Origin of the sequence: Actinoplanes sp. NPDC048988, assembly GCF_043197815.1 — a bacterium.
GTDB lineage: Bacteria > Actinomycetota > Actinomycetes > Mycobacteriales > Micromonosporaceae > Actinoplanes.
In genome coordinates this window covers 346,260-365,255 of sequence record NZ_JBICTW010000007.1, presented here as the reverse complement: position 1 = coordinate 365,255, position 18,996 = coordinate 346,260, and the positions used below count along the sequence as shown (strand labels likewise).

The following is an 18,996-nucleotide window of genomic DNA, read 5'->3' as shown; positions in this document are numbered from 1 at the left end:
GGGCCGAAAGGCACACTGACAGGGCAGCACTCAGGGCGAGGGCGGCAGCAGAGAGGCGCATGACGTCCACTTTATCCGGGTTTGTGCTGTTTTCGTGTGAGGTGGGAGTGCGGGTCGAGATCGGCGTTCTGGGTCCGGTCACCGCCTGGTCGGTGGCGGCTCCGGCGGCCGGCTGGGCCGGATCCGCTCCGGGCGGCGGCTTGGAGGGTTCCGCGGCGGGGGCGGCGATCGGGCTCAAAGGACCTGCTCACCGCGCTGTGCTGGCACGTCTTGTCGTCGCACGGGGGCGTGTCGTGCCGGTCGGGCACCTCGTCGACGATCTGTGGCCGGTGGCGGCGCCCGATGGGGCGGTCGCCGCCGTACGTACCTTTGTCGCCGCCCTCCGCCGCGCCCTGGAACCGGACCGGCCCCGCCGCGCCCCCGCGTCGCTTCTCGTCACCGAAGGCCCCGGCTATGCCCTGCGGGCCGGCCCCGACAGCGTCGACGCGTGGCGCTTCGAGCGGGTCGTCACCGCCGACCGGCCGCTCGGCGAGGACGAACTGACCACCGCCCTCGCCCTGTGGCGTGGACCCGCCTACGCCGACTTCCCGGAAGCTCCCTGGGCCCGCGCCGACCGAGCCCGCCTCGCCGAGCTTCGCCTGCGGGCCGTGGAACGGCTCGCCGAAGCCCGCCTCGCCGCCGGGCGGCCCGCCGCGGCCGTGGCCGACCTCGACGCCCACGTCACCGAACACCCCTGGCGTGAGGAGGCCTGGCGCCTTCTCGCCCTGGCCCTCTACCGGTCGGATCGCCAGGGTGACGCCCTCGCCGTTCTCCGCCGGGCCCGCGCGCAGCTGGCCGACCGGCTCGGCATCGATCCCGGCCCGGCGCTGCGCCGCCTCGAGACCGACATCCTCCGGCACGAAGCCGAAGGGCACGAAGCCGAACGGCACGACGCCGAACGGCACGACGCCGAACGGCACGACGCCGAACGGCACGACGGCGAACGGCACGACGGCGGACGGCAGCGGACCGCGCCCGCCGGGGAGGTCTGGGCCGGCGTGGCCGCCGACTACGATCGGCTGGTCGCCGCCGGAGCCCGGGCCCGCCTCGACTCCACCGTCGGGCTGCTGCGCGGCCTCGCCGTCACCGGCGGCGGTGGCCTGGCCGCGGCCCGCCGGCATCGGGTCGCCGCGATCGCGGCCGCCGAGGAACTCGGGGATCCCGCGCTGACCGCGAGGGTCATCGGGTCGTACGACGTACCGGCCGTCTGGACCCGCTCCGACGACCCGGTTCAGGCCGCCGGCATCGTCGCCGCCGCCGAGCGGACCCTGGCCGCCCTCCCGCTTGACGCCGCCGCCGCTCGGGCCCGGCTGCTGGCCACCATCGCCGTCGAGTCGCGCGGTGTCCGCGACGATCATCCCCGCGCGTGCGCGCTCGAGGCCGAACGGCTCGCGCGCGAGCTGGACGATCCGGGGCTGCTCGCCTTCGCGCTCAACGGCGTCTTCATGCAGAGCTGCCACCGCACCGGCCTGTCCCCCGAGCGGGACGCCGTCGGGGCCGAGCTGATCGGGCTGGCCGCCGCCCACGGCCTCGTCACCGCCGAGGTGCTCGGCCATCTGATCCGCCTGCAGGCCCTCTCGGCGCGCGGGGACTTCGCCGGCGCCGGCCGCCACGCCGACGCCGCCGACCGGCTCGCCGCCCGGCACGAGCTGCCCCTGGTCGCCGTCTTCACCACCTGGTTCCGCGCCCTGCGCCAAGCCGCGACCGGCGGCACACCCCTCCCCGTGGCCGAGGCGGCCTTCCGCCGGGCGGCGGACCGGCTCGACGGGGCCGGCATGCCCGGCCTCGAGCGGGGCCTGCTCCCCCTGGCCGTGCTCTGCCTGCGGGTCTGGCACGCCGAACCGGCACCCGACGACGACTACGGGCCGTACGAGCCGTGGTGCCGTCCGCTCGTGCTGATCGCCGACGGGCGTACCACCCAAGCTCGTGAAGCCCTGCGAAACGCCCCCGACCCGCCGGCCGACCTGCTCGCCGAAGCCCTCTGGTGCCTGCTCGCGCGCGCCGCCACCCTCCTGGGCGACCAGCCCGTACGAGACCGGGCCCGTGCCGCGCTCGCCCCGGCCGCCAGGGAGATCGCCGGCGCGGCCAGCGGTCTCCTCACGGCGGGACCGGTCGCCGGCTACGCCTCGGTGCCGGTGTAGAACGCGTACGTCCGGTCGGCCCTCGCCTTCGCCGCCTCCGGGTCCTCGCCCTGGGCGACCGACGCCGCCGCCCACGCGTCGGTGCTCGACCGCATGAACGTCTGGCCCGCCACAGTGGTGTGCCAGTCCTGCATGGTCGACGGGTGGGGCGCGTTCTCCCGTTCGCTGATGTAGCTGGCCAGCCCGTACAGCCCGAGATCCCAGCCGACGCCGGTGGCTCCCGGCCCGTACACGTCCCAAAACTGCTCCTCGACATGCGCCACGTGCTCCAGCGTGAAGCGGGTGCCGCCGTCCTCGGCGTTCAGGCGCACCTCGATCCAGCTGATCTGCCCGCCGAACTCCCACGTCGCGTCGTAACCGTGCGGCTTGTCGCAGCGGGAGATCGTGCCGCTCGCGTTGCCGGTGAGCTCGTAGCGGCCGCCCTCCTTGAGCTCGCCGGAGATCGGCAGGAACCAGCGCGGGATCCGCTCGGCGCTCGTCACAACCTCCCACAGGTCGTCGATGTCCGTGTCGTACACCTGGCTGATCGTCATGACGCGGGCCTCACCCGCCTCCAGGACGCGGCTTCCGAGCGTGCGGCGTACTTGGCTGATCTGTTCCTTGACGTCCACTTTCGGTCCTTTCCTGATTCAGCTCGCCGGCGAGCCGGCGCTGTCGCTTGCCCCGCGCCACCTCGGTGGCCATGGCGGCCAGATGAGGAGCCCAGAACCGTCGAAACCGCGCCAGCCACGCGTCGGCCTCGCGCAGCGCGGTGTCGTCCACCGCGTACAGCCGGCGGGCCCCCTCGGGCCGCACCGTTGCGAAGCCGTTGTCCCGCAACACCTTCAGGTGCTGGGAGACCGCGGGCTGGGAGATGCCGAACTCGGCCTGAACCACCCGGGTGATCGCCCCGGACGACTGCTCCCCCTCGGCGAGCAGCTCCAGGATCCGCCGGCGAACCGGGTCACCGAGAACATCGAACGCGTGCACGGCCGTACGTTATCAATCATCTCTTATATAAGCCAGGGCTTAGGTACCGGCGATTCTCGCGGTGGCCGGAAACGATCTCCTGGGGCATGCTGGCCGGGACGGAAAGGAGGGCCACCCGTGCCCGACGTGCGTGCCAACGGCATCGATCTGCGCTACGAGACGGTCGGCGACCCGGCCCGCCCCGCCCTGCTGCTCATCATGGGCCTGGGCGCGCAGCTCATCGACTGGCCCTTCGAGTTCTGCGAAGGCCTGGCCGCCCGCGGCTTCCACGTGATCCTGTTCGACAACCGCGACGCCGGACTGTCCACCTCGTTCGACGACTTGGGCGTGCCCACGAAGGCGCCCTACCTGCTCTCCGACATGGCCGCCGACACCGCCGCCCTGCTCAAGGCCCTCGACATCGACAAGGCCCACGTGGTCGGCGCCTCCATGGGCGGCATGATCGCCCAGCAGCTGACCATCGACCACCCGGAACTGGTGGCCAGCCTCTGCTCCATCATGTCCACCACCGGCGACCGCGAGGTGGGCCGCCCGACCCCGGAGGCCGCGGCCGCCCTGGCCCGCCCACCGGCCACGACCAGGGACGAGATCATCGCCGGGGCCGCCGCCACGTCCCGCGTCATCGGCTCCCCGGCCTACCCGGCGAGCGACGAGTGGCTCCACAAGCGCGCGGCCGTCAAGTTCGACCGGGCCTTCAACCCCCTGGGCACCCAGCGCCAGTACGCCGCGATCATCGCCTCCCCCGACCGCACCTCCGGCCTGCGCCAGATCACCGCCCCCACCCTGGTCATCCACGGCGCGGCCGACCCGCTCATCGACGTCAGCGGCGGCCGGGCCACCGCCGCCGCCATCCCCGGCGCCGAACTCCTGGTCATCGAGGGCATGGGCCACGACCTCCCGCAGCCTCTCTGGCCCACGATCATCGACGCCATCGCCACCAACACCCACCGGCAACCCCTTTAGAGATACGGGATTCTCAACCCCCACAACAGCAGGCGGCGCCACCGCCGAGGGGCCTACTCTCCCGGCAACGCAAGGCCGCACGCCGCTTGCGGCCATGTGGGCGGAATACTCGCCGTCACAGGGTCACGAGGAGGCGCACCGGTGGGTGAGTTGCGGGACGGGGACGAGCGGTACCGCGACGACCCGGCCCTGGCCGACGACCGGGTGGGCTCCCTCCGGGCCGGCGCCACCGCCGATCTCTAGTAGGCGAGGTGCGGTGGAACGGCATTTCGAGCGCGGCGAGGCCATCCGCTACCGCCAGGTGCGCGGCGGCCGGGTGATGCTCGCGGCGCCCTTGCGGGTCGTCGAGGACACGCCGGAACGGGTGGTGCTCTACCAGGCGCCGGACACCGCCTTCAAGTCGGCGCGCACCGCCGGCGGCGGCAAGGTGCACGACACCGCACGGCGCGGGGGCTGGACACCGACGACCTCGTCGTCGATCTGGTCGTGGCTTCCGACCGGACCCACCGGGTCAAGGACGCCGAGGACTATCGCCGGGCCGTCGCCGCCGGTCATGTCTCGGCCGGCTCCGCCGCACACGTGGAGATCGAGCTGACGCGCGTGATCGAGCGCGTGCGGCGCTGGGACCGGCCTTTCTCCGAGGACCACCCGGCCGGCCTGGACCCCGCCGGCCGGGTGGTCCGCCCCGCCGTCACTGCCGGCGCCCGCTGGTGAGTGATCCCGATCGGGGATGCTGCTCGTAGGCGGCGGCGAGGATCAGGTAGCTGCTGGCCGTCCACGTGTAGGCGCGGTCGCGGAGTCCCTTTCCCGTTTCGGCGTCGAAGTTCTCGGCGAAGCCGGATTTCTCGCAGAGCGCGCGGAAGCGGTCGCTGATGGTGTCCGCGAGTGCGGGGTAGCCGGCGCGGCGCAGGCCGTCTTCGATGAGGACGGTGGCGGGCGCCCAGATCGGGCCCCGCCAGTAGCCGTCGGCGGCGTAGTGGGGCGACGTGGTGGGTTCGGTGGCCAGGCCGTGGGCGGTGAGGTGCTGTTCGATACGGGTCGCCAGGTGGGCTCGGACGTCGGCGGGCAGGTCGTCGCCGAGCACGATCGGCATGAGGTCGAGCAGACTCGAGCTGGCGCGCAGTTTCCCGGTTCGGGCGGCCGCCGAGACGAACCGGGAGTCCTGCCACAGCTCCGTCAGCAGTGCGTCGCGGAGAGAATCGGCTGTCGTTTCCCACTCCTGGGCGTCGGCCGGACGGCCGAGTTCGCCGGCCAGCGAGGTCAGCTCTCGCAGTTGGAGGATGAGGAAGGCGGCGAGGTCGGCTGTCTCGATGACGCGGTCGTCGTCGAAGGTGGTGGCGTTGTCCCAGCCGCTGTCGTTGCCGTGCTGGTAGTGCGGTAGCCGGTGGCCGGTCACTCGTCGCTGGTCGAGCCAGAACCGGGTCCAGGCGGCGAGCCGCTTGTAGGTTTCGCTCAGCTGTTCCGGGTCGAGGTGGAGCTGTCCGCGCAGCCGCCGGAGTGCCCAGCCGTGGATCGGTGGTTTGACGAAGTTGTGCAGCACTTCCGAGTGGGCGATCGAGTCGGGTAGCGCCCCGGTCGGGTCCTGGTGGTCGAAGGGCAGCTGGAACTGGTCCCAGGAGAGGCCCGGTTCGCCGGCGGCGAGGGCGAGGGCGTTGAAGCAGTGGTCCCAGCTCCAGACCTTGTCCATCCAATGCTTGGACATCAGGACGGCGGGCCGGTTCACCATGCCCGCCGGGTCGACGGTGGCCGACCACAGCACGTACGCGGCGAGTTCCGCGGCCGGTGTCCGGGAGCTGCGCCACGGCGCCACCGCGTCGGCGAAGGCGGCGAACCGGGCCGCGGCGGCGGCGGCGACCTCGTCGAAGCCGAGGCTCGAGCGGAACGGCGGGCGGCCCGTCCGGTACTCCTCGATCGCGATCTCCCACCCGGTCCCGGCCGGCAGGGTGAGGTGCCGGTCGCCGTGGCCGAGCGCTTCCACACCGGCCAGGCCGGTGATCTCGCCGGTGAGAACGGTGATCCGGTAGCGGCGGCCGGTCTCGTACGAGGTGAGCACGTGGGCGCCGGCCACCGGGTCGTGGAACAGGTAGCTGCCGGTGAAGGGGGTCAGGACGCCGGCGGCGACCTCGATCCGCAGGCCGAGGCCGTCGCCGCGGAGCCGGATCGTCTCGGGGTTCTCGTAGGCCAGCTCGACCCGGCCGCCGTCACTGTGCCAGGTCAGCCGCGACGGCGTGGCGGTGACGCGCGTGTCGGCGCGCGCGTCATCGTGCCAGGGCAGGAACCGGACGACCGGATGCATGCCGGTCTGGTGGGAGACCAGGTGCAGATCTTCGGCGTACGTCTTCTCGGCGATGACCGGGGAGACGTCGAACCACGATCCGCGGTAGGAGAACGGGATGTCGTGGAGGGAGAACACAGTTCCTGCTTTCGTGGCTCTAGAGGTCCCCGGTGGTCAGCGGGGCGGGCGGGGTACCATTTTCCGGCAAGGCGTTGATGGGGACGAGTACGGCCGTACGCAGCCGGGAGCGACCCGGGGGTGGTGTGAGCCCGGGGGTGTGCGCGGTCGGAAGATCACCCCGGAGCTGCCGGAGGAAAAGCCCGCCCGGGCCCAGTAAAGCCGGTCGCAAGCACCTCGAGTGGGCCGGGTTCACCCGGTCAAGGAGGGTGGTACCGCGGGGCCCCGAACGGCCTCGTCCCTCCGTTGGAAGCGCAACGATCCGACGGAGGAACACGATGTACCCCCAGGTGCCGGCCCAGGTCGACCTGCCCGCCCTCGACCACGACGTGCTCGCCTTCTGGCGTGACAAGGGCGTCTTCCACCGCAGTCTCGAGCAGTCGGCGGGACGTCCCGAATGGGTGTTCTACGAGGGGCCGCCGACCGCCAACGGCATGCCGGGCGCCCACCACATCGAGGCCCGGGTCTTCAAGGACGTGTTCCCGCGCTACCGGACGATGAAGGGCTACCACGTGGCCCGCAAGGCCGGCTGGGACTGCCACGGCCTGCCGGTGGAGCTCGCCGTCGAGAAGGAGCTCGGGTTCAACGGCAAGCTCGACATCGAGAAGTTCGGGATCGCCGAGTTCAACGCGCGCTGCCGCGCGTCGGTGACCCGGCACACGGACGCGTTCGCCGAGCTCACCGAGCGGATGGGCTACTGGGTCGACCTGGACGACGCCTACCGGACGATGGATCCGGGCTACATCGAGTCGGTGTGGTGGTCGCTGAAGCAGATCTTCGACAAGGGGCTGCTGGTCGAGGACTTCCGGGTGGCACCGTGGTGCCCGCGGGACCAGACCACCCTGTCCGACCACGAGCTGGCCCAGGGCTACGAGACCGACGTCGACCCGGCCGTCTACGTGCGCTTCCCGCTGACCAGTGGGCCGCTCGCGGGCGAGGCGAGCCTGCTCGTGTGGACGACGACGCCGTGGACGCTCGTCTCCAACACCGCGGTGGCGGTCAACCCCGACGTGACGTACGTGGTGATCACCGACGGCGCGGCGAAGCTGGTGGTCGCCGAGCAGCTGATCCCCGAGGGCTGGGCGAAGACCGGGGAGAGCTTCACCGGGCGCGAGATGGAGCGGTGGGCCTACACGCCGCCGTTCGACCTGGTCGAGGTGCCGGACGCGCACTACGTGATCCTGGCCGGCTACGTGACCACCGACAGTGGCACCGGGCTCGTGCACCAGTCGCCGGCGTTCGGCGCCGACGACCTGGCCAGCTGCCGGGCGTACGGGCTGCCGATGGTCAACCCGGTGCGGCTGGACGGCACCTTCGAGGAGGACCTTCCGCTGGTCGGTGGGCTCTTCTTCCGTACGGCCAATGCGCCCTTGGTCGAGGAGCTCCGCGCGAAGGGGCTGCTGTTCCGCAAGGACGACTACGAGCACCAGTACCCGCACTGCTGGCGGTGCCACACCGCGCTGATCTACTACGCGCAGCCGTCCTGGTACATCCGGACCACGGCGGTCCGCGACGAGATGATCCGCGAGAACGAGAAGACTAACTGGCAGCCGGCCACGGTCAAGCACGGCCGGTACGGCGACTGGCTGAACAACAACGTCGACTGGGCTCTCTCCCGCAAGCGTTACTGGGGCACCCCGCTGCCGATCTGGCGCTGCGCCGAGGGTCACCTCACCTGCGTCGGCTCGCTCGCCGAGCTGTCCGGGCTGAGCAAGTCCGACCTGTCGGACCTCGACCCGCACCGGCCCTTCATCGACGCGGTGACGTTCGACTGCCCGGACTGCGGCGCTGAGGCGCGGAGGGTGGAGGAGGTCATCGACGCCTGGTACGACTCCGGGTCGATGCCGTTCGCCCAGTTCGGCTACCCGTACCGCAACCAGGCCCAGTTCGAGAAGAGTTTCCCGGCCCAGTTCATCTCCGAGGCGATCGACCAGACCCGCGGCTGGTTCTACACGCTGATGGCGGTCGGCACTCTCGTGTTCGACAAGTCCCCGTACGAGAACGTGGTCTGCCTGGGCCACATCCTGGCCGAGGACGGCCGCAAGATGTCCAAGCACCTCGGCAACATCCTCGAGCCGATCCCGCTGATGGACACTCACGGCGCCGACGCGGTCCGCTGGTTCATGGCCGCCGTCGGCTCGCCCTGGTCGGCCCGGCGGGTCGGCAACACGACGCTGCAGGAGGTCGTGCGCAAGACCCTGCTGACGTACTGGAACACCGTCGCCTTCCAGGCGCTGTACGGCCGTACGGCCACGTGGTCGCCGTCGGCGAGCGACCCGGCGCCGGCCGACCGGCCGGTGCTCGACCGCTGGGTCCTGTCCGAGCTCAACGAGCTGGTCCGCAAGGTCGACGCCGCCCTCGAGGCGTTCGACACCCAGGAGGCGGGCAAGCTGCTGGCCGCCTTCGTCGACGACCTGTCCAACTGGTACGTGCGCCGCAGCCGCCGGCGCTTCTGGCGGGGCGACCCGGCCGCGCTGGCCACCCTGCACGAGGCCCTGCGCACGGTCACGCTGCTGATGGCCCCGCTGACCCCGTTCATCACCGAGCGGGTCTGGCAGGACCTGGTCGTGGCGGTCGACCCGTCGGCGCCCGACTCGGTGCACCTGGCCGCGTTCCCGGTCGCCGACCCGGCGCTGATCGACCCGTCCCTGTCGGAGCACGTGGCCACCACCCGCCGCCTGGTCGAGCTGGGCCGGGCCGCCCGGGCCGAGTCCGGCATGAAGGTCCGCCAGCCGCTGTCGCGGGCGCTGGCCTCGGCGCCCGGCTTCGCCGCGCTGCCGGCCGATCTCCTGGCGGAGATCGCGGCCGAACTCAACGTGGGCTCGGTCGAGGCGGTCGCGGGGTCGTTCGTCGACACCACGGCGAAGGCCAATTTCCGTACGCTCGGCAAGCGTTTCGGCAAGCGCGTGCAGGAGGTCGCCAAGGCCGTGGCCGCGGCCGACGCCGCGGCCCTCTCGTCCGGCCTGCGGACGGCCGGCACGGCCACCGTCGACGTCGAGGGTGAGCCGATCGTGCTCTCCCCCGACGAGGTCATCATCACCGAGACCCCGCGCGAGGGCTGGGCCGTGGCCTCCGACTCGGGCGCGACGGTCGCCCTCGACCTGCACCTGACCGACGCCCTGCGCCGGGCCGGGCTGGCCCGCGACGCCATCCGCCAGATCCAGGAGGCCCGCAAGACGTCGGGCCTGGACGTGTCCGACCGGATCGATCTGCGCTATACGACCTCGTCCGACGAGACCGCGCAGGCCCTGGAGGAGCACAGCGCGCTCGTGGCCGACGAGGTCCTGGCCGTCTCTTACGAGGTGGGCGAGCCCGGCTGGCCGGCCCCGTTCACCGACGAGTCGCTCGGCCTGACGTTCTGGCTGCGCAAAGCCGGCCGGTAGGCGGCACCCGGCGGCGGGAACGCCCGACGTTCCCGCCGCCGGATCGCGCTACTTCACCGCGCCCCGGGTGACCCCGGAGATCACCCAGCGCTGCGCGAACACGTACACGATGAGCAGCGGCGCCATGGCCATCAGGTAGCTGGCGAACGCGGCCGGGTAGTTGGTCTGGAACTGCGACTGGAAGACGTACTGCACCAGCGGCAGCGTCGCCGACTCGGGGTCGGAGAGGATGACCAGCGGCAGCAGGAAGTCGTTCCAGGCCCACAGGCAGGTCAGGATGCCGACGGTGGCGTTCATCGGGGCCAGCAGCGGGAAGATGACCTTCCAGAAGACGCCCCAGGTGGAGGCGCCGTCGATCTGGGCGGCCTCCTCCAGCGCCTGCGGGATGCTGTTGATGTAGGCCGTGAAGATGAAGATGTTGAAGGCCAGGCCGTAGACGACGTAGAGCAGGATCAACCCGACCCGGTTGTCCAGGTGCAGGATCGCCGTCTCCTTGGCCACCGGCAGCATGATGATCGGGAACGGCACGAACAGGGCCGACACGAAGTAGAAGTACAGGCCCTTGAACAGCCGGCGCCGCATGTTGCGGGCGATGGCGTACGCCACCATCGAGTTGGTGAGCAGCGTCAGGACCACCGCCCCGACCGTGATGACGGCGCTGTTGAGCGCGGTCGTGGGGAAGTCGGTGAGCCGCCAGGCGTCGGCGAAGTTCTCCCACCGGACGTCGGTCGGCAGCCCGAACCCGGTGCCGCCGAGCTGATCGGTGGTCTTCAGCGCGGTGACCACGGCGAAGTAGAGCGGGACGGCGATGGTCAGCGCGAGCACGATGAGCAGCGCGGTGAGCCACCAGTTGACCCGGTTGCGTCCCGAGACGGCTGTGGTGGACATCAGACTTCGACCTCCCGGCGCCGCAGCACGCGCAGCTGAACGATGGAGAATCCGACGATGACGATGAAGAAGATGACCGAGTTGGCGCTCTGGTAGCCGTACTCGCCGCCCTGGAATCCGCCCTTGTAGATCAGCAGGGCCACCGATTCGGTGTCGGTGCCCGGCCCGCCGCCGGTGAGCGCGACGATGTGGTCGAAGATCTGCAGGAAGCCCTTGAGCGAGAGCACCATGTTGATGGTGAAGAAGCCGGCGATCATCGGGAACGTGATGCTGCGGAACCGCCGCCAGGCGCTCGCGCCGTCGAGGTCGGCCGCCTCGTACATCTCGGTCGGCACGGTCTGCAGGCCGGCGATGTAGATGATGATGTTGAAGGCGGCCGACTGCCACACGGCCAGGATGACGATGGCGATCCAGGCCGTGCTGGCCTTGGTCAGCAGCGAGGTCGACAGCGAGTCGATGCCGAGCTTGGCCGCCAGCGCCGGCAGCGAGTTGGAGAACAGGTAGTTGAAGATGTAGCCGACGACCAGGATGGCCAGCACGTTGGGGATGAAGTAGATCCCGCGCAGCCCGTTCTTGAACTTGATCCGGCCGTTGAGCCCGACCGCGATGGCCAGCGAGACGATGTTGACCGCGATGGTGGCCACGGCGGCGATGAGGAACGTGAACCAGTACGCGTGCAGCACCCGCGGGTCGGTGAACAGGGCGACGTAGTTGCGCAGCCCGACGAAGTCGGCCGGGCCGTAGCCGGGCGAGTCGGTGAAGCTGTAGTAGACGCCCTGGATGACCGGGACCGTGTGGAAGACGAAGAACAGGACGAAGGCCGGCAGCACCATCAGGTAGTAGGCGCCCGACAGGCGGATGCCCCGTTTGCGCCGGGGGCCCTCGGCGCTCCCGGCGCTCGCGGCCGTACGGCTCGGCGTCTCGATGGTCATGATCGCATCACCGCCCCCAGTCCCCAGGTGCGCCGCTTGGCGACCTTGTCCCAGTCGTCGTCGAGTTTGCGCAGGAACCGGTCCTCGTCCCCGCTGATCAGAAACTCCTGCAGCAGCGCACCCAGCGGGATGGCCTGGATGAACTGGTGGTCGGTGAACCCGACGATGCGACCCTCGTCGATGTAGCTCTGCACGTCGGCCAGCGCCGGATCGTCGTTGGTCAGGCCCTTCAGCGTCGGGATGGCGACCTGGGCCTTGCAGTAGTCCCGCATGACCTTCTCGTCCATCAGGAACTTGATGAACTTGCCGGCCTCGGCCGGGTGGGCGCCGTCGCGGTCGGCCGTGATCACCACGTCGACGCCGGAGACCAAGGTGGTGCGGGCCGGGTCGTTGGTGGCCGGCAGGGCCATGCTGCCCACCGTGAAGTCGGGCTTGGAGGCGCGGATCTGCGGTACGGCGTAGCTGCCCAGCAGGAGCATCGCGGACTCGCCCTTGGCGAACGCGGCGGTGCCGTCCTCGTAGCCCTTGGACAGCGGATCCGGTTGCGTGTAGCTGTAGAGCTTCGCCAGTTCCCCGGCGGTGCTGCGCCAGCCCTCGGCGAACGTCGTCTCGCCCGCGAACCGCTTCGGGAAGAAGTCGGCCGGCTGCAACTGGGCCGACAGCGGGGCGAGCGGGGACTGGGCCGTCCAGGAGTCGGCCAGCATGCCGTAGAACGGGGTGACCCCGGCCGCCTTCAACTTCTCGGCCGCGGCGACGAGCTCGTCGAACGTCTTCGGCACCGCGACGCCGTTGCCGGCGAAAAGCTCCTTGTTGTAGAGCAGCCCACTCGCGTTGGCCGCGAACGGCACCCCGTTGACCTCGCCCTTCGACCCCTGCCCGAGGTTGCCGATCACCGACAGGTAGGCCGGGTTGACGCCGGTCAGCGCCGGGTCGCCGCGGAAGTCCCGGAAGATCCCGGCGCTGGCGAACTCGCCGAAGGTCCCGTTGGCGTTGAGCGTCATCACGTCCGGGACATCATTCTTGACCAGCCGGGTACGCAGGGCGGTCTCCGGGTCGGCCGGGTTGTCGACGACCACCCGGACGTCCGGGTTGGCCTGTTCGAACTGGGCCGCGAGCTGCTGGAAGTACTGCTGGGCCTCGGACTTGAACTGAAAGAACGTGATGGTGGTGCGGTCGTCGCCCGAGCAGCCGCTCAGGGTGGCGACGGCGAGAAGGACAGCGACCAGGAAGAGGGAACCGCTCGCCGTCGGTCGACGTGATACCACGAGGACCTCCCAACATATCGAGCATGTTAATTTCGACAAGGTTGAAACTAACTAACCCGGCGCCTGCTCGCACACGGGCGAGCAGGCGGAGCGTTCTCGGCGCGCTCTGATGTGAACCGGGCAACTTGTCCGTGTCCCGGCGATCCGGCCAGGCTATGTTTGCGTACGCAAATAGTCTGTGTCTGAGGGAAACGGGACCGCTGTGAGTGATCTGAATCTGTTGGTGATCGTGGCGAGCACGCGGCCGGGGCGGATCGGGCCGAAGGTGGCCGACTGGTTCGTCGACGAGGCCAAGGCGCACGGCGGGTTCCAGGTGAACGTGGCCGACCTGGCCGAGGAGAGCCTGCCCCTGCTCGACGAGCCGCACCACCCGCGGGCCCGCAACTACCAGCACGACCACACCAAGCGGTGGAGCGAGAAGGTCGACGCGGCCGACGCGTTCGTCTTCGTCATGCCGGAGTACAACTACGGCATCTCGGCGCCGTTGAAGAACGCCATCGACTACCTGCACCAGGAGTGGGCCTACAAGGCGGCCAGCGTGGTCAGCTACGGCGGCGTCTCGGCCGGCACCCGCTCCGCGCTCGGCCTCCAGGTCCCGGCGTACCCGCTGAAGCTGTTCGTGGTCCCCGAGTCGGTGAACATCCCGTTCGTGAACAACTTCCTGGTCGACGGCCACATCCAGCCGAACGAGACCATGCGCACCGCCGCCACGGCCGTCCTCGACGAGCTGGGCCGCGTCGCCGCCGCCCTCAAGCCCCTGCGCAAGTAACCCGCACCTTCCGAAACCCACTTCGGCCAGCACAGCGAGACCTGCCTGGCCAGGAGGTCACACGGCGTCGGCTTGGTAGAGGACGACGGTGTCGGGGTGTACGCGCGGGCCGGCCACGCCGGCGTGTTCCAGGATCGCGCCGGTCAGCACGAGGTCCTCGGCCCACCAGCGCGGCGGGTGGTCGACGGGCTGGAGGGGCCGCAGCCGGTAGAGGCGTCGCGGGTCCAGGCCGCGGAACCGCAACGGCGCCGGCGGGTCCGGGTACGGGCTGGCCATCGTCACCATCGCGATGAGCGCCCGGGAACGGTCGGGGGCCACCACCCCGTGCACGAGCACGTCGTCGCCGTAGCCGTCCATCCGGACGAGGTCGCCGCCGAGCAGCAGGTCGCGCCAGTCCTTGTAGCGCGCGATCCAGTCCGTCAGCTCGGACAGCTCGGCCGGCGACGCGGTCGTGAGGTCCCATTCGATGCCGAGGTGGCCGAAGATCGCCGTCCCGGCCCGGAAGGACAGGTCGTGCCGCCGGCCGGTGGTGTGGGAGCGGCCCGAGGCGACGTGCGAGCCCAGGAACTCGGGCGGCACGAGCTGGGTGGTCCAGCGGAGCATGTGCTGGCGGTCGTGCGGGTCGATGTTGTCGGAGACCCAGACCCGGTCGGTACGCTCGAGGACCCCCAGATCGATCCGGGCGCCCCCCGACGAGCACGATTCGATCTCCAGCGCCGGGTGGGCCGCGCGGATCTCGTCGAGCAGCCGGTAGAAGGCCTCGGTCTGGGCGTGGACCCCGGGTTCGCCGCCGGGCCGGGTGCCGGCGTCGATCAGGTCCCGGTTGTGGTCCCACTTGATGTAGTCGATCGGGTATTCGCCGAGGATCGCCAGGATCCTCGCCTTGATGTGCGCGTACGCCTCGGGAAGGCCCAGGTTGAGGACCTGCTGGGTCCGTGACTCGACCGGCCGGCCCGAGCGCGCCGCCATGATCCATTCGGGGTGGGCGCGGGCCAGATCGGAGTCCTCGTTGATCATCTCCGGCTCGAACCAGAGGCCGAACTGCATCCCGAGTCCTCGCACCCGCTCGATCAGCGGGTGCAGGCCGTCGGGCCACACGTCGGCCGAGACGACCCAGTCGCCGAGGCCCGCGGTGTCGTCCCGGCGGGAGCCGAACCAGCCGTCGTCGAGCACGTAGCGTTCGACGCCGACCGACGCCGCCAGCGACGCCAGCTCGGTGAGCCGGTCCAGGTCGTGGTCGAAGTAGACCGCCTCCCACACGTTCATCGTCACCGGCCGCCGCGGGCCGACCGGCCGGCTGCGGGCCCGCAGGTGCCGGTGGAACCGGCGCGCCACCTCGTCCAGCCCCACGCCGAAACCGCCGTACACCCAGGGACTGGTGTACGCCTGGCCGCGCGCCAGCCGCACCTCGCCCGGCAGCAGGAGCTCGCCGCCGCCCAGGCGCTGCTCGCCGGTGAAGACCCGCTCCGCGTAGTGGGTGTGGTTACCGCTCCAGGCGGTGTGCACCGCCCAGACCCGGCCCGACTCGAAGCCGAAGCCGGGCGTGCCCGCGTGCAGCAGGTAGGCGCTGTCGGCGCCGGTGCGGCCCTTGCGGTTCTCGCGCAGGTGGATGCCGGTGCGCAGCGGGGAACGCTGCGGGACGCGTTCCCGGTTGTGCCGGCCGGCGAAGTCGAGCAGCTCGGTCGCCTCGGCCGGCACCGGGTAGGACAGGACCAGGTCGTTCAGGACGTACGGGACGTCGTGATCGTTACGGACGGTGGCGCGCTGCCGGGCCAGCCCCGACGGCAGCAGCTGGATCTCGAGGCGCAGCGTGAGGCCCGCCTCCTCGTCCACGGCCTCGTAGACGAGCGGGCCGCCCGGCACGGCGTACGACCGGAACGAGGGTGACCACCCACGGCCCGACGCCGAACCGCTCAGGCCGGGGCGGCCGGTCCAGCCGGTGCGGTGCTCGGGCAGGACGGCGACGCGCGGCACCGGATCGATGTTGTTGGTGCCGGCGACCGGCTGCGACGCGCGCAGCAGGGCGGCCAGCCGGCCGTCGTCGAGCGCGGGCAGCTCGGGACCCCAGTAGGCGATCACCGGGAGGCCCGGTCCCGAGGCGTCGACGACCAGCGTGACCCCGGCCTCGGTGAGCGCGACGACATCCCGCACGCTGAACAGATTGGTGCGACGCCGGGGGCGTGTCAACCCTTGCTCTCCCGCAAAAGCCACGCATCGAATATTTCGCAAACGTACGGTTGCCAGGTGAGTAGTGGGTTCTTCGTCAACCTCAGCGTCCGAGTCAAGATCGTGATCGTGTCGGCGATCGGGGTCGTGGTGGCCGCCGTGGTGGGCCTGCTCGCGCTCGTGGCGCTCGAGGAGGCGGCCGGCGCCGCCTCCGACATCCACGCGGTGAACGTCGAGAACGTGGCCGAGGTCGGCGCCCTGGAGGCCGCGCTCGGCGTGGCCCGGGTCGACCTGGCCAACCAGCTGGTCTCCCGGGACGACGCCACCACCGCCAAGTACACGGCCAAGTTCGCCGACGACGTCGAGGTCTTCGAGAGCGCGCTCGCCGCGTACAAGGACGGCAGCCCCGCCGCCACCGCCGAGGAGATCGCGGCGCTCGAGGCCTTCTGGGCCGCCTACGTCGAGCTGGCCACCACCAAGCAGCTGGTCGCCGGCGCGCGCAAGGACTACGCCTCCTGGCAGACCGTCCGCGACACCGAGATCACCCCGCTGCTGGCCGACCTCACCCGCAGCATCGACGAGCTGGGCACCGCCGAGCAGGCCGAGGCGGCGGCGTCCGCGGCCCACGCCCGCGAGGGGTACCGGCAGAACCGCCGGGAGACCATCCTGCTGGTCGTCGCCGGCGGCGCGGCCGCGCTCGGCCTCGGCGTCGTCATCGCTCGCGGCATCGTGCGCTCGCTCAACCGGGTCCGCGCGGTCTGCGAGAGCCTGGCCGCCGGCGACCTGACCCGGACGACGGGCCTGCTGTCGGCCGACGAGCCGGGACGGATGGGCCGCGCCCTCGACGAGGCGCTGCTGAAGCTCCGCGGCACGGTGGCCACCATCGACACCTCGGCGATCCAGCTGGCCGGGGCGAGCGAGGAGATGAACGGCGCTGCCCAGCAGATCGCCGCGTCGGCCGAGCAGACCTCGGTGCAGGCGCAGGTGGTGTCCAGCGCGGCCGAGGAGATCTCGCGCAGCGTCGACTCGGTGTCGGCCGGCAGCGAGCAGATGGGCGCCGCCATCCGGGAGATCTCCCAGAATGCCAGCGAGGCGGCCCAGGTCGCCGGCGAGGCGGTGGGGCTGGCCGAGACCACGTCGGGCCGGATGAACCAGCTCGGCGAGTCGTCCTCGGAGATCGGCGACGTGATCAAGGTGATCACCTCGATCGCCGAGCAGACCAACCTGCTGGCCCTGAACGCGACCATCGAGGCGGCCCGGGCCGGCGACGCGGGCAAGGGCTTCGCGGTGGTCGCCTCCGAGGTGAAGGATCTGGCCCAGGAGACGGCCCGGGCCACCGAGGACATCTCCCGCCGGGTGGAGGCCATCCAGACCGACGCCTCCGGCGCGGTGAGCGCCATCGAGGAGATCACCCGCGTGATCGCGCGGATCAGCGACTTCCAGACCACCATCGCCTCGGCCGTGGAGGAACAGACCGCCACCACGGCCGAGATGAACCGCAGCGTCGGCGAGGCGGCCACCGGCACGAACGAGATCGCCCAGAACATCACCGGCGTCGCCGAGGCCGCCCGCCTGACCACCGAGGGCGTCCAGCAGTCGCAGCAGGCGACGAACGAACTGGCCCGCATGTCGTCGGAGCTGACGAGCCTGGTCTCGACCTTCAGATACTGAGTCCCTGAGGTATCAAGGACACATGCAGCTGAAGATCGGCCATTGGACAGGCGACGGGACCGGGGTCACGGTGATCGTCCCGCCGGGGGGCACGATCGCCTCCGGCGAGGTACGCGGTGGCGCGCCCGCCACCCGCGAGTTCGCCCTGCTCGACCCCACGCGCCTGGTCGACCGGGTCGACGCGGTGGTCCTGTCCGGCGGCTCGGCCCTGGGCCTGGCCGCCGGCGACGGCGTGGCCCGCGCCCTGTGGGAACAGGGCCGGGGCTTCCCCACCCCGGCCGGCGCCGTCCCGATCGTCGTGGGCATGTCGCTGTTCGACGCCTCGGTGGCCGGCACCCCGCCCACCGCCGCTGACGGCCGCGCCGCCCTCGAGGCGGCGACGACCGAGTTGACCCAGGGCCGCGTCGGCGCGGGCACGGGCGCGACCGTCGGCAAGTGGCGAGGCGGCTTCTCCCCCGGCGGCCTGGGCATAGCCCACGGCACCGCCGGCGAGGCGTCGGTGGTCGTGGTGGCCGTGGCCAACGCCTGGGGCGATGTGATCGGCCCCGGCGGCGAGGTCCTGAACGCCGCCGGCGACCCCGGCCTGGCCCCGGTCCCCCGCTTCGGCATGACCAACACGACCCTGGCCGTGGTCGCCACCGACGCCCGCCTGAGCAAGACGGACTGCTTCCTGCTCGCCCAGAGCGGCCACACGGGCTACGCCCGCGCCCTGAACCCGGCCCACTCCCGCTACGACGGCGACGCCGTGGTCTCCCTGGCCACCGGCGAGAGGGAGGCCGACCTGGACCTGCTGCGGGCCACCGTCACCGAGGTCACGGCCGGCGCCATCCGCCGCGCGATCGCTCCCGGCCCGTCCCAGCGCTGAGGCCGCCGAGGTCAGGCGATGGCGGTGCCCGACACGCAGGTGGCTTCCTTGATGTCGCCGCCGTCGATGAGGCAGAGCGTGATGTAGACCTTGGAGCCGTCCACGATGCTCTTGTTGAAGGACTTCGACGTTCCCGCGCCGTCGCCGTTGTAGAGGTCGGCCGGGTAGACCCAGACGTCGTCCGGGCGCTGGTAGTGGTAGCTGACGTTCACCCCGGCGCCGTCCGACCTCTGGTCGTAGACGGTGAAGATCTCGCCGGTGGCGTTGAAGAAGACGCCCCCGCCGCTGGCCCCGTACCCGTTCCCCGCCTTGGTGACCAGGGTCAGGTTCGTCTCCGCGTGCGCCGGCGCGGCGCCCAGCGCGAGCGCCACCCCGGTCGCGGCCGCCGTCCCGAGCACTCCGTTGATCAGTCTTCTCACGTTCGTTCGCATGCCGTTCCCCCGTTGTCCACATTGGATATAGCGAGGGATCGTATCGATGCGTGATCGCTTTG

At 71.1% G+C, this 18,996-nt stretch carries 15 protein-coding genes; 7 read left to right on the top strand and 8 right to left on the bottom strand.

Going from position 1 to position 18,996, the window contains the following annotated elements:
- The first annotated feature begins 107 nt into the window (after positions 1-107).
- A complete protein-coding gene (locus tag ACGFJ7_RS24515) occupies positions 108-2,180 on the top strand; it encodes a BTAD domain-containing putative transcriptional regulator (protein WP_392643982.1) in 2,073 nt (690 codons plus the stop codon).
- Here ACGFJ7_RS24515 and ACGFJ7_RS24510 read toward each other — a convergent pair.
- Together ACGFJ7_RS24510 and ACGFJ7_RS24505 are read right to left on the bottom strand one after the other, a co-directional pair.
- Positions 2,159-2,791, bottom strand: coding sequence for an SRPBCC family protein (locus tag ACGFJ7_RS24510; protein ID WP_360249789.1), 633 nt, complete (start codon positions 2,789-2,791; stop codon positions 2,159-2,161). The genes ACGFJ7_RS24515 and ACGFJ7_RS24510 overlap by 22 nt on opposite strands.
- Positions 2,724-3,149: an ArsR/SmtB family transcription factor gene (locus ACGFJ7_RS24505; RefSeq protein WP_392643980.1), complete on the bottom strand. Its 426-nt coding sequence runs from the start codon at positions 3,147-3,149 to the stop codon at positions 2,724-2,726. Before ACGFJ7_RS24505 ends, ACGFJ7_RS24510 begins: the two co-directional genes overlap by 68 nt.
- Positions 3,150-3,266: 117 nt before the next feature.
- Between ACGFJ7_RS24505 and ACGFJ7_RS24500 the strand changes: the two genes are divergently transcribed.
- Both ACGFJ7_RS24500 and ACGFJ7_RS24495 read left to right on the top strand, forming a co-directional pair.
- Positions 3,267-4,112, top strand: coding sequence for an alpha/beta fold hydrolase (locus ACGFJ7_RS24500; RefSeq protein WP_392643978.1), 846 nt, complete (start codon positions 3,267-3,269; stop codon positions 4,110-4,112).
- 486 nt (positions 4,113-4,598) lie between these two features.
- Complete coding sequence (locus tag ACGFJ7_RS24495) at positions 4,599-4,826, top strand: hypothetical protein (protein WP_392643976.1); 228 nt, start codon at positions 4,599-4,601, stop codon at positions 4,824-4,826.
- Here the strand turns inward: ACGFJ7_RS24495 and ACGFJ7_RS24490 are convergent.
- Positions 4,804-6,525, bottom strand: a complete 1,722-nt coding sequence (locus ACGFJ7_RS24490; RefSeq protein WP_392643974.1) for an amylo-alpha-1,6-glucosidase — start codon at positions 6,523-6,525, stop codon at positions 4,804-4,806. The genes ACGFJ7_RS24495 and ACGFJ7_RS24490 overlap by 23 nt on opposite strands.
- Positions 6,526-6,842: 317 nt before the next feature.
- On the opposite strand from ACGFJ7_RS24490, the gene ileS reads away from it, so the two are divergent.
- The gene (gene ileS / locus ACGFJ7_RS24485) at positions 6,843-9,947 is read left to right on the top strand and encodes an isoleucine--tRNA ligase (RefSeq protein ID WP_392643972.1); all 3,105 of its coding nucleotides are present in this window, start codon (positions 6,843-6,845) and stop codon (positions 9,945-9,947) included.
- Positions 9,948-9,995: 48 nt separating this feature from the next.
- Here ileS and ACGFJ7_RS24480 read toward each other — a convergent pair whose 3' ends face one another.
- The 3 genes from ACGFJ7_RS24480 to ACGFJ7_RS24470 are packed head-to-tail and all read right to left on the bottom strand — an operon-like array spanning position 9,996 to position 13,032.
- A complete protein-coding gene (locus tag ACGFJ7_RS24480; protein ID WP_360249807.1) occupies positions 9,996-10,835 on the bottom strand; it encodes a carbohydrate ABC transporter permease in 840 nt (279 codons plus the stop codon).
- Positions 10,835-11,767 (bottom strand): carbohydrate ABC transporter permease, encoded by a 933-nt coding sequence (locus tag ACGFJ7_RS24475; protein WP_392643970.1) that lies wholly within the window; start codon positions 11,765-11,767, stop codon positions 10,835-10,837. The genes ACGFJ7_RS24480 and ACGFJ7_RS24475 overlap by 1 nt, the downstream gene beginning before the upstream one ends.
- The gene (locus tag ACGFJ7_RS24470) at positions 11,764-13,032 is read right to left on the bottom strand and encodes an extracellular solute-binding protein (protein ID WP_360249813.1); all 1,269 of its coding nucleotides are present in this window, start codon (positions 13,030-13,032) and stop codon (positions 11,764-11,766) included. Before ACGFJ7_RS24470 ends, ACGFJ7_RS24475 begins: the two co-directional genes overlap by 4 nt.
- Before the next feature lie 202 nt (positions 13,033-13,234).
- Between ACGFJ7_RS24470 and ACGFJ7_RS24465 the strand changes: the two genes are divergently transcribed.
- Complete coding sequence (locus ACGFJ7_RS24465) at positions 13,235-13,801, top strand: NADPH-dependent FMN reductase (RefSeq protein ID WP_392643967.1); 567 nt, start codon at positions 13,235-13,237, stop codon at positions 13,799-13,801.
- A gap of 57 nt (positions 13,802-13,858) precedes the next feature.
- Here ACGFJ7_RS24465 and ACGFJ7_RS24460 read toward each other — a convergent pair whose 3' ends face one another.
- Positions 13,859-15,952, bottom strand: coding sequence for an alpha-galactosidase (locus ACGFJ7_RS24460; protein WP_392643965.1), 2,094 nt, complete (start codon positions 15,950-15,952; stop codon positions 13,859-13,861).
- A gap of 93 nt (positions 15,953-16,045) precedes the next feature.
- Between ACGFJ7_RS24460 and ACGFJ7_RS24455 the strand changes: the two genes are divergently transcribed.
- Together ACGFJ7_RS24455 and ACGFJ7_RS24450 are read left to right on the top strand one after the other, a co-directional pair.
- Positions 16,046-17,638 (top strand): methyl-accepting chemotaxis protein, encoded by a 1,593-nt coding sequence (locus ACGFJ7_RS24455; RefSeq protein WP_360249822.1) that lies wholly within the window; start codon positions 16,046-16,048, stop codon positions 17,636-17,638.
- 22 nt (positions 17,639-17,660) lie between these two features.
- On the top strand, positions 17,661-18,503 hold the full coding sequence (locus ACGFJ7_RS24450; protein ID WP_392643963.1) for a P1 family peptidase: 843 nt from the start codon (positions 17,661-17,663) through the stop codon (positions 18,501-18,503).
- An 11-nt stretch (positions 18,504-18,514) separates the two neighbouring features.
- On the opposite strand, the gene ACGFJ7_RS24445 is transcribed toward ACGFJ7_RS24450, so the two are convergent.
- Positions 18,515-18,922 (bottom strand): hypothetical protein, encoded by a 408-nt coding sequence (locus ACGFJ7_RS24445; protein WP_360249828.1) that lies wholly within the window; start codon positions 18,920-18,922, stop codon positions 18,515-18,517.
- Positions 18,923-18,996: the final 74 nt, after the last annotated feature.

Coding starts and splice junctions, on each gene's coding strand:
- ileS (WP_392643972.1), top strand. CDS start 6,843: ATGTACCCCCAGGTGCCGGCCCAGGTCGACCTGCCCGCCCTCGACCAC.
- ACGFJ7_RS24480 (WP_360249807.1), bottom strand. CDS start 10,835: ATGTCCACCACAGCCGTCTCGGGACGCAACCGGGTCAACTGGTGGCTC.
- ACGFJ7_RS24475 (WP_392643970.1), bottom strand. CDS start 11,767: ATGACCATCGAGACGCCGAGCCGTACGGCCGCGAGCGCCGGGAGCGCC.
- ACGFJ7_RS24450 (WP_392643963.1), top strand. CDS start 17,661: ATGCAGCTGAAGATCGGCCATTGGACAGGCGACGGGACCGGGGTCACG.